The sequence below is a fragment of the Woronichinia naegeliana WA131 genome (genome assembly GCA_025370055.1).
GTDB lineage: Bacteria > Cyanobacteriota > Cyanobacteriia > Cyanobacteriales > Microcystaceae > Woronichinia > Woronichinia naegeliana.
Map to the genome: position 1 here is coordinate 3,630,163 of CP073041.1, position 13,931 is coordinate 3,644,093.

14 protein-coding genes and 1 pseudogene are annotated in these 13,931 nt (G+C 40.6%); 11 read left to right on the top strand and 4 right to left on the bottom strand.

Annotation, left to right across the window (positions count from 1 at the left end):
- The first annotated feature begins 61 nt into the window (after positions 1-61).
- The 3 genes from KA717_18380 to KA717_18390 all read left to right on the top strand — a co-directional run bounded on the left by KA717_18380 (position 62) and on the right by KA717_18390 (position 3,016).
- Positions 62-463, top strand: a complete 402-nt coding sequence (locus KA717_18380; protein ID UXE64270.1) for a hypothetical protein — start codon at positions 62-64, stop codon at positions 461-463.
- 102 nt (positions 464-565) lie between these two features.
- On the top strand, positions 566-2,512 hold the full coding sequence (locus tag KA717_18385; GenBank protein ID UXE64271.1) for a tetratricopeptide repeat protein: 1,947 nt from the start codon (positions 566-568) through the stop codon (positions 2,510-2,512).
- 123 nt (positions 2,513-2,635) lie between these two features.
- The gene (locus tag KA717_18390; GenBank protein UXE64272.1) at positions 2,636-3,016 is read left to right on the top strand and encodes a hypothetical protein; all 381 of its coding nucleotides are present in this window, start codon (positions 2,636-2,638) and stop codon (positions 3,014-3,016) included.
- Positions 3,017-3,156: 140 nt separating this feature from the next.
- Here the strand turns inward: KA717_18390 and KA717_18395 are convergent.
- Positions 3,157-3,312, bottom strand: a pseudogene (locus KA717_18395) (hypothetical protein).
- Between the two features lie 161 nt (positions 3,313-3,473).
- On the bottom strand, positions 3,474-3,584 hold the full coding sequence (locus tag KA717_18400) for a PetM family cytochrome b6-f complex subunit 7 (GenBank protein ID UXE64273.1): 111 nt from the start codon (positions 3,582-3,584) through the stop codon (positions 3,474-3,476).
- A gap of 274 nt (positions 3,585-3,858) precedes the next feature.
- Here KA717_18400 and KA717_18405 point away from each other — a divergent pair, with 274 nt between their 5' ends.
- From KA717_18405 to KA717_18430, 6 genes are all read left to right on the top strand, one after another.
- Positions 3,859-4,293, top strand: a complete 435-nt coding sequence (locus tag KA717_18405; GenBank protein ID UXE64274.1) for a hypothetical protein — start codon at positions 3,859-3,861, stop codon at positions 4,291-4,293.
- A gap of 18 nt (positions 4,294-4,311) precedes the next feature.
- Positions 4,312-5,478: a lipid-A-disaccharide synthase-related protein gene (locus KA717_18410; protein UXE64275.1), complete on the top strand. Its 1,167-nt coding sequence runs from the start codon at positions 4,312-4,314 to the stop codon at positions 5,476-5,478.
- A gap of 241 nt (positions 5,479-5,719) precedes the next feature.
- Positions 5,720-7,381 (top strand): ABC transporter ATP-binding protein/permease, encoded by a 1,662-nt coding sequence (locus tag KA717_18415; GenBank protein UXE64707.1) that lies wholly within the window; start codon positions 5,720-5,722, stop codon positions 7,379-7,381.
- Positions 7,382-7,402: 21 nt separating this feature from the next.
- On the top strand, positions 7,403-8,545 hold the full coding sequence (gene recF / locus KA717_18420) for a DNA replication/repair protein RecF (GenBank protein ID UXE64276.1): 1,143 nt from the start codon (positions 7,403-7,405) through the stop codon (positions 8,543-8,545).
- Between the two features lie 77 nt (positions 8,546-8,622).
- Positions 8,623-9,516, top strand: coding sequence for a glycosyltransferase (locus tag KA717_18425; protein UXE64277.1), 894 nt, complete (start codon positions 8,623-8,625; stop codon positions 9,514-9,516).
- 55 nt (positions 9,517-9,571) lie between these two features.
- Positions 9,572-10,342, top strand: a complete 771-nt coding sequence (locus KA717_18430; protein ID UXE64278.1) for a glycosyltransferase family 2 protein — start codon at positions 9,572-9,574, stop codon at positions 10,340-10,342.
- A gap of 20 nt (positions 10,343-10,362) precedes the next feature.
- Here the strand turns inward: KA717_18430 and KA717_18435 are convergent, their stop codons facing one another.
- Positions 10,363-11,346 (bottom strand): aldo/keto reductase, encoded by a 984-nt coding sequence (locus KA717_18435; protein UXE64279.1) that lies wholly within the window; start codon positions 11,344-11,346, stop codon positions 10,363-10,365.
- A gap of 276 nt (positions 11,347-11,622) precedes the next feature.
- Between KA717_18435 and xth the strand changes: the two genes are divergently transcribed.
- Both xth and KA717_18445 read left to right on the top strand, forming a co-directional pair.
- Positions 11,623-12,426 (top strand): exodeoxyribonuclease III, encoded by an 804-nt coding sequence (gene xth, locus KA717_18440; GenBank protein ID UXE64280.1) that lies wholly within the window; start codon positions 11,623-11,625, stop codon positions 12,424-12,426.
- Positions 12,427-12,644: 218 nt separating this feature from the next.
- Entirely contained in the window at positions 12,645-13,088 is a 444-nt protein-coding gene (locus tag KA717_18445) for a sterol desaturase family protein (GenBank protein UXE64281.1), read from the top strand.
- A 1-nt stretch (position 13,089) separates the two neighbouring features.
- On the opposite strand, the gene KA717_18450 is transcribed toward KA717_18445, so the two are convergent.
- Positions 13,090-13,878, bottom strand: coding sequence for a zinc-dependent peptidase (locus tag KA717_18450; protein ID UXE64282.1), 789 nt, complete (start codon positions 13,876-13,878; stop codon positions 13,090-13,092).
- Between the last annotated feature and the right edge of the window lie 53 nt (positions 13,879-13,931).

The following is a 13,931-nucleotide window of genomic DNA, read 5'->3' on the forward strand; positions in this document are numbered from 1 at the left end:
TTGCTTTTTGGGTTTGATCTCGTTTAAAATAGACAAATAAAACTTTTTAGCAGAGATTTCTATGGATATTGTTTGGTTAGTGGGTTTATTAACGCCTTACTTACCTTTTTTAATGGGGTTGGGGCAAAAAGCGATGGAAAAAGGTTCGGAAAAGCTGGGGGAAAAAGGAGCAGAGGAGATTTGGAATAAGTTATCTCCCCAGATAAACACCGAGCCAGGCGTTTTGGCGATCGCAAAGGATGTGGCGATTAATCCTGATAATGAAATGGCGAAGACGACTCTGGCCTATCATTTGGATAAAATTCTTAATGCGCCAGATAATGCGGTTTTAAAGGCAGAAATTGCTCAAATTCTGGAAGAGGCTCCCGCAAAAAGTAAATTTAATATTGATGCGAAAGGAAGCCAGATCGGGGTGATTGGCGATCGCGGCAAGGTGATCATGAATTTCGGGTCGAAACCGTGATCCCAAAAATCATTCTGTAGGGGCGAATGGCGTTCGCCCATTGAGTTAGGATTTGGAAACCAAACCCCTACCGCATTTTTTAGGATATTTTGAGGATTTTTTATGAATGAGGCTACATACAATCTGAATTTACAAAATAGTCCTGTGGGCGCGATTGGCGATCGTAATCAGGTCACTCAGAATATTATTGTGCAATCTCCTGATTATCAAGCTTTGATGGCTGGGATTAAGGATAAAAAAAGGCTTTTACGGCTAGAAACTGATCCTTTAGAAAAATTAGAAATTTCTGGGGAATTACAACAACTGGAAGCGCAGTTAGAGCAGTTCAAGGAAAATATTGTCAGGTTAGCCGAAACTTTTAGCAAAATCGAAATCAATACGGAACGCCTACGACAAGCGAAGGACTATTTTGATCAAGGGCAATTTCGGGAAGCGGATGCCATTCTGCAAGCGGAGGAAATGGTCAAGGATTTGAATAAACTACTGCAAAAAGACCAACAGCTTGATCAACAAAAAGCCGAAGTCAGAGCCAGCCGTGAACAAATCGCCAACGAGTTTCTGATTAAAGCCCAACTCTGGGCCACTTTTTATGAGCAGTCCAACCGCTTTGAGCAGACCTGTGAATATTTTGCTGAGTCCCTACGCGCCTTGAAAACAACGGACAATTTATTTGCCTACGCTGTATTTCTACAAAAACATAATCAATTGGATCAAGCGAATCTTTACTACACAGAAGCTCTTCAGATTTATAGAAATTTAGGAGATTTGCCTCTTGTGGCCACGATGCTCAACAATTTGGCTGCTTTGCATTACGCTAAAAATGAAAGGTTGATCGCGGAGCAAGAATACCAAGAGGCTTTGCGGATTTATCAAAAATTAGCGGTAGAGACTCCCCGTTCTTTTCTGCCCGATGTAGCCACAACTCTCAACAATTTGGCTGTTTTGCATAGGAATAAAAATGAAATGGCGATCGCCGAGCAAGAATACCAAGAGGCATTGGAGATTAGGAGAGAATTAGCGGTAGAGAATCCCCGTTCTTTTCTGCCCTATGTGGCAGTGACTCTCAACAATTTAGCTGTTTTGCATTGGAATAAAAATGAAATGGCGATCGCGGAGCAAGAATACCAAGAGGCTTTGCAGATTAGGAGAGAATTAGCGGTAGAGAATCCCCGTTCTTTTCTGCCCGATGTAGCCACAACTCTCAACAATTTGGCTGTTTTGCATAGGAATAAAAATGAAATGGCGATCGCCGAGCAAGAATGCCAAGAGGCTTTGCGGATTTACCGAGAATTAGCGTTAGAGAATCCCCGTTCTTTTCTGCCCGATGTAGCCATGACTCTCAACAATTTGGCTAATTTGCACCTTGATATAAATGAAGTGGCGATCGCCGAGCAAGAATACCAAGAGGCTTTGCAGATTTACCGAGAATTAGCGGTAGAGAATCCCCGTTCTTTTCTGCCTGATGTGGCCATGACTCTCAACAATTTGGCTGTTTTGCACCAATGTAAAAATGAAAGGTTGATCGCGGAGCAAGAATACCAAGAGGCATTGCAGATTAGGAGAGAATTAGCGGTAGAGAATCCCCGTTCTTTTCTGCAATATGTGGCCACGACTCTCAACAATTTGGCTAATTTGCATCAGAATAAAAATGAAATGGTAATCGCAGAGCAAGAATACCAAGAGGCATTGCAGATTAGGAGAGAATTAGCGGTAGAGAATCCCCGTTCTTTTCTGCCTGATGTCGCCATGACTCTCAACAATTTGGCTATTTTGCATTGGAATAAAAATGAAATGGCGATCGCGGAGCAAGAATACCAAGAGGCTTTGCAGATTAGGAGAAAATTAGCGGTAGAGAATCCCCGTTCTTTTCTGCCCAAGGTTGCCATGACTTTGATTAATCTCAGTCTTTTTTATAAACAAGATCAACCAGAAGCCTCTATTACTCTCGCAGAAGAAGTTCTGGAAATTGCCCAACAGTTTCCCGATCTGCCAAGCGTTCAACAATATGCCGAGGCCGCCCGCGCAGTTTTACAGGCAATATTAGAATGATGATTCAGACCAAGCGATCAGCCAAAATGTCCTCGTAGGGGTTTGGTTTCCAAATCCATTATTTTATTAAAATTAAAGGGCGATTTGTTAAAATTAAACCATTACACAAACCGAATTTTCAACATGGCACAAATTACCCTAGATATCCCCGATGAACTCCTAGAACAGTTAGAAAAAACAGGAGAAAATCCTGCCGACTGGTTAAGTCAACATCTACCTAATTTTTTAAAAAGTTCCTCCACCTTACCCGCTCATTTATATCACTATATTCTTAATTTTATTGCCAGTAATCCTACCCCCCAAGAAATCTCAGACTTCAGACCCACAGCCGAAATGCAGGAACGCCTAAAAACTTTATTAGAACGCGAGCATGCAGGAAAACTTACCCCCTCAGAACAAATTGAGTTAGATGAATATGAGCGCATTGAACATATTGTCATCATGCTAAAAACAGGCAACCCGACAAAAGAACGATTAGCTGAACGACAACGCCTTGTCCAATGAATAGTTTTGCGATCGCAATTCGCCCCTACAAAATAGCCTGATTTGGTAGGGGTTTGGCTCCCAAATCCATTGTTTTATTAAAATTAAAGGGCGATCTTTTGGTTTATCAATAAAAAGGAAGGATGATTAAAATTAGTATTTTAAAAACGCGATCGCACTACCCGAATCTGGACGGCACAGGCTTTTAACTCTGGTTCATGGGAAATTGGACAGGCGATCGCATGGGTTAATTCATTGGCTTCAGCTTGGTCTGCCCAGAGTGTTCCCCAGTGCATCGGCACAAATACCGTTCCTGGCCTGGTTGTGTCCTGAATCTGTGGATAGGACACGTCACAATGAATAGACTGACTGTCTTCCAGAAATACGATCCACAGGTCTAGAACATTGTCCCAAATAAAACATAGCCTGACATTTGCCCCATCAAAGGATTGACTAGATTTTATCAGGATACTAACTGTTACTCTTCACCACCTTGAAGTTTAATAATCACAAAGCCCCAGGCTAGACCCACTAGGGTTAAACCAATTAAAAGAAAGGCTCCATTGACTAACATACTTTCCGCGCTCATGGTGTGATCTCCTAAAATATTTGAAAAAGCAGCGTTAAACTGTGAAAAGAAGTGTTATTGATTACTTCTACCGTTGAAGGTAAAAAATAATTTTTCTTAAGAAATTATCTCACAAGAGGGTCAGGCTTTTTGCGAGTTGAAAGGTCAATTACTTGCTGGTACGACGATTCATTCTCTAGTTAGTCCCCCAAATTTAGGCAAGGATGAGGTGCTGGCATGGTGGGAAACCGTTCCCTTTAGGGCTTAAATAGAAGAATCTGTTTAGTAAGTTCCGATGCGTGTCATTCGTATTCTTTCCTTCATCCTCGCTCTCTGGTGCTGTTTCTGGCTGACCGCTTGTCAAGCAACGACGGCTCCCCTCGAACTTGCCCCCGATGGTGACATTGTTCAAAAGGCGATCGTCTGGCAGTTAGAGCAAACTCAAGAACGTTTGAGCCAACAACTGAAGACCAGTCCTCCCCAATTAGCGATCAATAAAATTCAGGTTAAGCTCCTAGAACCGATTGTGATCAGTGAGTTACCGGCCTATCATCTGACGGGTTTTTATAATGTCACCCTCACCTTGCCCCGACAAACCGTTACCCAAAAACGGAATGCCTTTGAGATTTATCTGCAACGTCAAAGCGAAGGCAAAAGTTGGCGATTATTACAACGACAGGTCAATGCAGAGGAGAAAACACAATGGTCAAGTTATCTCATTGAACCCTAACTTTCCGATCCTAGCTCTATGAATATTTTATTTTTAAGTAATGGGCATGGAGAAGATCTAAATGCCAGTTTAGTGGTTGAATCCCTTCAGAAACAATATCCTGATCTCTCTCTAGCTGCTATGCCTTTAGTGGGTTTAGGAAATGCCTACAAACGTTTAGGACTTGCCCTCCTTGGCCCCACCCAAAATTTACCCTCTGGGGGAATTATTTATACTAATCCGTTAAATTGGTTAAAAGATATTGCCTCCGGTTTAATTCGCTTAACGATTCAACAAATCCAGACTATCTTAGCCCATCGTCATGATTTTGATTTAGCGGTTGCAGTGGGGGATATTGTACCGATCGCCTTTGCCTATATTACCGGTAAACCGTTTGTTGCTTTTATTGTTTCGACTTCTAGTTATTACGAAGGAACGATTCGCTTACCGTTAATTACTGAATATTGTCTGCGATCGCCCCGTTGTCAAAAGATTTTTACCAGGGATCAATTTACTGCCCAGGATTTACAGCAGAGAGACATGAAAAACGCGGTTTTCGCTGGCTATCCGATTATGGATATTTTAGAGCCTCAAGGTAAAGATTTAAAACCTGATCCTAATCAATCCATGATTGCCCTCTTGCCAGGGAGTCGTGTTCCAGAAGCGATTAATAATTTGGGTAAACAATTACAAGTTTGTGAAGCAATTAGTGAGCAAGAAAATTATTTATTTTGTGCCGCTTTAGTTCCTAGTATTACCGAAAAAAATTTAGCAGCCCTAGCCCAACAATTAAACTGGCAATATTTAGGTTCAGGTCAATTGCTTAAACATCATTGTCGAGCCCATTGTCATTGGGATGCTTTTTCTGATATTTTACAGCAATGTCATTTGGCGATCGGGATGGCGGGAACGGCGGTGGAACAGGCAGTGGGTTTAGGAAAACCGGTTGTACAAATTCCTGGAGATGGCCCTCAATTTACCTATGCTTTTGCGGAGGCCCAGATGCGGTTATTAGGTTCTTCGGTTATTACCATCGGCAAAAATCCTGAGGGGAATACTCTTTTTTCCGAGGCAGCAAATCGTATTATTGCCATTTTAAGCGATAAAAATTATCTTGCTCTTTGTCAACAAAATGGTTTAGAGCGCGTAGGATTGGCAGGTGGATCGGCGGCGATCGCGACACAAATTAGAGATTTATTATCTTGAGATAAGTTTCATATAAATAGGTTAATATTTGATCCTTTTTAGATTATTTAAAATAGGAAAAACAGATAAAAATTGCATTATACCTAGGGAGGTTAACCAATCGGTAACTTTCCTACTCCAAAACAACAAAAATCTGATAGGATCAGAATATTTAGTCAAATTCTGCTGAAAAATTTTGAAGAAACGCTCCCATTATTGGTTATTAATCCCCTACATTCGCCCCCATCTGCGAACCATTTTTCTGGCTTTTCTTTGTACATTGGTATTTACTGTCTTTTGGCCGATCCTGGCCTGGTTGGTAGGACGAATGGCGAAATATATCGGGGCGGGAGATGTGCAAGCCATTGTCACCTTAGCAGGAGTGGCCGCCGGTATTTTTCTGGTTAGGGGAGCAGCCCAGTATGGGCAAGATTCTTTGATGGCTAAAGCTGCTTTAACGATCGCTCTCAATTTACGTCAGCAAGTCTATGCCCATTTACAACGGTTAAGTTTAAGTTATTTTGAAGCCACCAAAACGGGGGATTTATCCTATCGTTTAACGGAAGATATTGATCGCATTGGCGAAGTGGTGAATAAGCTTTTCCATGACTTTATTCCCTCAGTTTTACAGTTAATTGTGGTCTTCGGTTATATGTTTTGGCTGAACTGGACATTGACCCTAGCGGTGTTAGTGGTCGCTCCTTTAATGGGAATATTAATCGGCTTTTTTGGTGAGCAGTTATTAAAATTTAGTCGCCGCAGTCAAAATCGTATTTCTAATTTATCCTCTCTGTTAACGGAAGGTTTAGCGGGTATTCGTTTAATTAAAGCCTTTGCGGCGGAGGATTACCAATTAGGGTTGTTTGCGGAAGAAGCGCGTCAACATCGGCGATCGCAGTTTTTAGCAGAACAGGTTAAGGCTCTACAATTTGTGGTAGTCGGTTTTTTAGAAGCAATGGCAGTAGTCTTTCTCTTCTGTTTAGCAGCTTGGCAAATTTCTGAGAAAAATTTAACTGGTATTGGTTTTATTAGCTATATCACCGCCGTAGCCATGCTCATTGATCCCATTAGTCATATCACCAATGATTATAATATTTTTAAGCAGGGTGAAGCCTCCATTGATCGCATTTTTGAATTATTAGATGTGCAGCCAATGGTTACGGATAAACCCCAAGCGATTAGTTTACCTAAAATTACAGGTAAAGTGGAATATCAACAGGTGGGTTTTGAATATCAAGTCGGAAGACCAGTCTTAAAAAATATTAATTTTATGGCTCAACCAGGGGAAATGATTGCGCTGGTGGGAGCATCGGGAGCAGGGAAAAGTACCCTCGTTAATTTGTTAATGCGTCTCTATAATGCTACCTCTGGCAAGGTCTTAATTGATGGTTATGATGTGCAGGATGTCACTCTGAAAAGTTTACGAGATCAAATTGCCATTGTTCCCCAGGAAAATATGCTTTTTTCGGGCACGATCGCCCAAAATATTGCCTTTGGTCAGAATGATTTAGATTTTTTTCTGATTGAAGAAGCGGCAAAAATCGCTAATGCCCATCAATTTATTACTGAACTTTCCCAGGGCTATCACACCTATGTGGGTGAAAGAGGCGTAAATCTTTCAGGGGGTCAACGTCAACGAATTGCGATCGCCCGTGCCATTTTGCGAGATCCTGGCATTTTGATTTTGGATGAAGCCACCTCGGCCCTGGATTCCGAATCAGAAGCCTTGGTGCAGGAAGCCCTAGACCGCATTACCCAAAAAAGAACGGTGTTTGTAATTGCCCATCGTTTAGCGACTGTTCGCCGTGCTAATCGTATTTTCGTGCTTCAGCAAGGGGAAATTATTGAAGCGGGAACCCATGAAGAATTGATTGCTCAACAGGGGCGTTATGCTGGTTTTCATGCCCAACAATTTGCACTCTAAGGATCTAAATTAATAGAGATAATGTATCTTCAAAGTCTTTATCTAAAAAACTTTCGTAACTATACGGATCAATGGGTAGAATTTAATGCGCCTAAAACGATTCTAGTGGGTCAAAATGCTCAAGGAAAATCCAACCTTCTAGAAGCTATTGAATTGCTTGCTACTCTAAAAAGTCATCGCACCAGCCGCGATCGCGATCTGATTCAAGGTGGCCAGGAAACGGGATTGATAAAAGCGAGATTAGAACGGAATTATGTCGAGCAAGAACTAGCATTAACACTAAGGCAATCAGGACGGAAAAATTTGAGCCTTAATCAGGAAAATGTGCGTCGTCAATTTGATTTTTTAGGCGTTATTAATGCCGTTCAATTCTCCTGTTTAGATTTAGATATTGTGCGTGGTGCACCAGAAGTTCGTCGTCATTGGTTAGATACCTTGCTCATTCAATTAGAACCAATTTATAGTCATATTCTTACCCAATATCAACATATTCTTAAACAGCGTAATGCTCTGTTAAAAAAACTCCGTCAACAACAGGAAGAGTCTCAACCCTTAAACACTTTTGATCTGGAACAATTACCCCTCTGGGATCAACAATTAGCCGAAATGGGTTCCCGTGTTAGTCGTCGTCGTGCTAGGGTTTTAACCCGTCTGGCTCCCCTGGCCCAAGTTTGGCATCAACAGATTAGTGGTCAAACTGAATTTTTGGCGATCGCCTATGAACCCAATATTGTCTGGCCAGAGGATGATCCCCAAAGCGTTCAACAAGCCTTTTTAGCTAAAATTGAACAACGACGCATTGCTGAACAACAATTAGGAGCCTCAGTAGTTGGCCCCCATCGAGACGAAATTGCCCTGAGTATTAATCAAACTCCTGCTAAATCCTACGGTTCCCAGGGACAACAGCGCACCCTGGTTTTAGCCTTGAAATTAGCAGAACTGAGTTTAATTGAGGAAGTGGTGGGAGAACCACCTCTATTACTGCTCGATGATGTACTAGCAGAGTTAGATCTGCAACGTCAAAACCAACTACTCGCCGTCATTCAAGATCGTTTCCAAACCCTGATTACTACGACCCATCTTCAAGGATTTGATGATCAATGGCGAAAAGCCTCTCAAATTTTAACGGTTCAAGGGGGACAAATTTGTGACAATTTAGGATAATCTAGACTCATTCTCTGACTAATTAATAACCTCTTAATAGTCTTTAATACCCTTAATTTATTTCTTGGTTTAAACTGATGTCTGCCCTACACAATTTTCCAACTATTGATGATTATGTCAAAAATTGGCAGCAACTTTCTCCTATTTCTCAATTTAGAGAAGTTCAACTCTCTGAAAACCAGCATGAGCATCGGCCCTTAGTCAGTATCATTACCGTTGTTTTTAATGCAGCTTCTGTCCTCGAAGCAACTCTAGAAAGTGTTTTTCAGCAAACCTATGACCAGATTGAATATATCTTAATTGATGGTGGTAGTACCGATGCAACGTTGTCAATTATTCAGCAATATCAATCCCAAATTAGCTTTTATTTAAGTGAACCCGATCGCGGTCTTTATGATGCCATGAATAAAGGGATTTCTCTCTGTCACGGTCAGTTAGTGGGCATTTTGAATGCCGGAGATGTCTATGTTCCTTCGGCGATCGCTGTGATGGTGGAGCAGCATCTTCTATACTCTCAAAATATTCTAACTGGAAATTGTTATGAAGGGAACGCTAAGGAGCCAGACAAACCCTTTCTAGTCAAAGGAGATAGTCAAAAATTAGCTTATAGAATGGTTCCCCATACTGCTGTTTTTATGCCTCACTACTGTTATCAACAATGGGGACTTTATCATTTAAAATATCAAATTGCCAGTGATTACGATTTACTCTGTCGCTTTAAAGATCAAGGTGTGATTTTTACCAACGTTGATCAAGTTATTTCAATGACTGAACCAAGAGGTGTTTCTGGTAATTACTATCTAACTGAGTGGGAATATTCCCAAATCCGCTTAAGTTATCATTTAGTACCAAAAATTAATGCCCTACTATTTAGTTTTCGATCTTTTTTGACCATCACTATCCATACTATTTTAGAAAAATTAGGACTCTGGCAATGGGTCGAGGAGCGATTGTATCATGGTATCCGTTAGCGTCATTATTCCCTGTTATAATTCTGCCCAAACCATTGAGCGAGCCATTCAATCAGTGGCTAAACAAAGCTTAAGACCCCAGGAAGTGATTGTTATTGATGACGCAAGTTCAGATAATACGATAGAAATTCTGCAATCTTTACAAAATCACTATGGAAAAGATTGGTTAAAGTTAGTAATGTTAGCAAAAAATGCTGGGCCATCTTTCGCTAGAAATCAGGGTTGGGATTTAGCCAGTCAAAACTATATTGCTTTCCTTGATGCAGATGATGCTTGGCATCCCCAGAAAATAGAGCTTCAATATCAATGGATGATAGCCAACCCTAACGTTGCAATGAGTGGTTCTGACGGTTTTTTTCCCACACTTCATTTTTTATCTTATTGCTCCAAAATACTTCACTATGAAGACGCTATGATTGTTTCCATAACTCCAAATCAGATTCTTTTTTCTAATTTTTTTGTTACCCCTTCTGTCATGCTAAAGCGTGGTTTGAATTATCGTTTTGATCCCCAAAAGCGATATTGCGAAGATCATTTACTTTGGATGCAGATTGCTGTCGATCATTATCCCATTTACTTTTTTAGCTATCCTTTAGTTTATATTTTTAAAAGTTTTGGGATTGGTGGCTTAAGTCAACATCTTTGGGAAATGCGATTAGGTTATATAGATAACTGTTGGCAACTTTGGAAGTCCCATAAAATTTCTTTTTTAATGTTGAGTAAACTTGTTATTGTCACCCTATTAAAATTTATGGTTTTAACACTTTTTGGGCCAACTACTATGTCAAAATACAAAAATAATTGGTTGGCAAGAAGGGGAAAATAACGTTAGCATAAATTGAGTAATTAGCGACTTTGAAAGATATTTTGTACCATTGTCTTTTTTAAGCTACCAGCCATGCGATCTAATTCCTCAATTTCTCCTGCATCTAACCACCAACCAACGGCTCCAAAATTTTCTTCAGCTTGGGGAAGGGTTTTGGCTCCAGGGATGGGCATGGTTCCTTTACAAATACACCAATTTAGGGCAATTTGTGCCATTGTTTTCTGTCGAGAGGCCGCGATCGCCGTTAAGCAGGCTAAAAGTGGTTGAATTTGGGGGAGTAATTGACGAAATAGCAAACCCCGCAGACCAGAGGGAAATGGCCCCTGAACAGAATATTTGCCGGTTAATAATCCGAGAGTGAGAGGACTATAGGCAATCAGTTTAATGTTTAATTGATCGCACAAAACCTTTAAATCCAATTGAGTTACGGGATAGGTCGAAAGTAGAGAATACTGTACTTGTAAACTGGCAATCTGAATACCGCGATCGCCGAAAAATTGATGCGCTTTTTGTAATCGCTGGGGGCCAAAATTGGATAGACCGACGGCTTTTGCTAAACCCTGTTCACAAAGTTGGGCCAGCCCTGTCAACAAAATTCGTTCCTGCCAGGGCGCATAGTTAGCCGTTGACCAATGAAGTTGCACCAAATCCAAGGGACGTTGTAAACGCTGGGCTGAGGCTTGACCGGCTTTAAGGACTGACTGTGGTGTTAATCGCCAGGGATAGGCTGCTAACTTAGTTCCCACACAAATATCAGTTCCATGACTGCCTGAATAGGCCTGAGCAAATTCTCCTAACAAACTTTCACTTCTGCCCTGCCATCTTCCTGTCCCGTAGGAATCCCCCGTATCAAAAAAGGTGATACCATGACTTACACAAAAATCAAAAACTTGTTGCAGTTCTCGATCCATTTTCGGCTCATAACCCCAGAGCAACTGGTTTCCCCAAGCCCAGGTTCCACAGCCTAGAACGGGGAAAGCGATCGGGAAATTGTTTTCCATCATACTTGCTTGCCTGAGGGGGAATACTTAGTTTTTTTGAACACAGTTTTTGAAAAGATTATTCAATTTTGCAGTGAATAATATTCGACGATATATTGTAGAATACCTCATGGTGAGTTTGATAGTCAAGACTTTTTCGAGGTCAATCATTAATGAAATTGACAGTTTTTTACCTTACTTTAAACTGATAGCATAGTATTTCTGCTGGGTTTCCATGATTATAGCTAAGAAACTATCTTAGCTGATTCAGCAAAATTTAACAACCTCATAACTAATTAAATGAAAATTGCTACTTGGAACGTCAATTCTGTCCGCAGTCGTCAACAACATCTTCTCGACTGGTTAAAAACAAATCCCGTAGATATTTTATGTTTACAGGAAACCAAAGTTGTTGATCAAGACTTTCCCAAAACCCCCTTTGAAAACCTTGGCTATCATGTCTATATTTCAGGACAAAAATCTTATAACGGTGTCGCTATTTTTAGTCGTGAACCTCTACAGGAAATCTCCATTGGTTTTGCTCCTATTTTAGGAGAAGCATTAACCCAAAATTTTGATGAACAAAAACGGGTAATTAGTGGTGTCATTAATGATATTCGGATTATTAATCTCTATGTTCCCAATGGCTCAGAGATTGGTAGCGAAAAATATCTTTACAAATTAGCCTGGCTAAAATTACTGAAACAATATTTAACTCAACTTAAACAAAGTAATTATCCTGAATTTTGCGTTTGCGGTGATTTTAATATTGCCCCAGAAGATCGTGACATTCATGATCCCAAAGGGAAAGACAGTCATATTATGGCCTCTCCCCTAGAACGAGAAACGCTTCAGGATATTTTAAGTTTGGGATTAGAGGATGCTTTTCGGAAATTTACCCAAGAAAAAGGACATTTTAGTTGGTGGGATTATCGTACTGGTGGCTTTCAACGCGATCGCGGTTGGCGAATTGATCATCACTATTTAACCCCTCAACTCTACAAACAGGCTGTCAATTGCACCATTGATCGTGAACCCAGAACCTGGGAAAAACCCAGTGATCATACACCTGTCATTGTGGAACTAAATCTTAAGAATCGGTAAAAAATAGGTTATCAAAAAATTAAGTTTATTAAATATCAAAAATTAACGAGGTTTTTATAAAATCTTAACATTTATCGCCTATGGTATTGGGCAATGTTCCATCACCATGAGGTTAGAAATTCGCCTTGCTAATAATCTCCCTATTTGTGCTGAAAATTTTTGGAGTTGCCATTCTACTCCTTTTCATTGGAGACTTTCTTTCGACCTTTTTGTATCATGTGCCAGAACATATTTTTGGAAAGTTTCATTCCCTGGTTCACCACAGCAGTAATCGCAGTTTTCTACACTATGCGGTATTAACCCGCAATCCCCTCGTTTTACTGGACGGTATTTTAGGCGCACTGCCCTATTTTGTTTTTGTTCCTTGGCTATGGCAAATTTCCCCCTTAGGCACTATTTTGGGCTTGATTTTAGGAGAATTTCACGTTGTTTGGCGACACGTTTCTGTAATTAAATGGCAAACACCAAAACCCATTTTTCAACTTTGTGAAATACTACAGATCACCACCCCAGAAAGACATTGGCGACACCATCAAGATGCCAGAGCCGCCTTTGGGGATATTTTTAACTTTTTGGATTATCCTGCCCAAATTTGGTTTAAATTTTTACTATCCATGAAATTCAAATGGCGGCACACCTGGAAATCTGTTGTCAACCCATAAATTAGGATAACCAGAGCATGGGATCAAGTTGATAATATTGTTTAAGAATTTGATAAAGTTCGGGATGGTGTTGTTGCAGAGCCGCAGCATTTTCCAGAAAAGTTTCTGTAATCACCGCAAAAAATTCGGCTGGGTTAGTCGCTCCGTAGGGATCAATAATTGTTTTTAACCCATGCTCTAATTGACTCAATAATTGTTGATATTCTTGGCTACAAACCCTTGCCCATTGTTGGTAGTCAGTTTGGGTACGCAGTTTTGGAACACCATCGGCTTGATCTAATTGATGAGCAAATTCGTGAAAAATGAGATTATGGCCATCTTGCCAATCGTCTAAATCTCGACAGATCGTTTCCCAAGCTAAAACCACTTGCCCCTGTTTCCCCCAGGATTCTCCACTGACAATTAACGATTGTTCTTCGACTAAATATTCATCGATCGCGGCGGGTCGTTTAACCTGGAAAATTTGAGGATAGACTAGAATCGTGTTGAGTTGAGGATAATGGCCATCGGGCTGATTAAGGGAAAGTAAACAGGCTTGGGCCGCAATCACTAAACGCATTTCCTCGGTAATCACTAAACCCTGACAGCCAATAAATTGTTTAGTATTTAAGAAGATTTGGATTTTTCCCTGTAGCCGTTGCTGAAGTGGTTGGGGTAAATGAGAATAAAGGGGCGATCGCGTTTCTAGGATTTCTTGCCAAAGTGGTGAAAAAGGGGTTTTGGTAATTTGTTGGTGATAATAATGGATTAAGAAGGGGTGACCCCAAATATAAATAATAACGAGTAACAATAAGAGAAATAGGATTAAACTAGGGAGCATCTTAAGGGACATCCTTCTCAAAA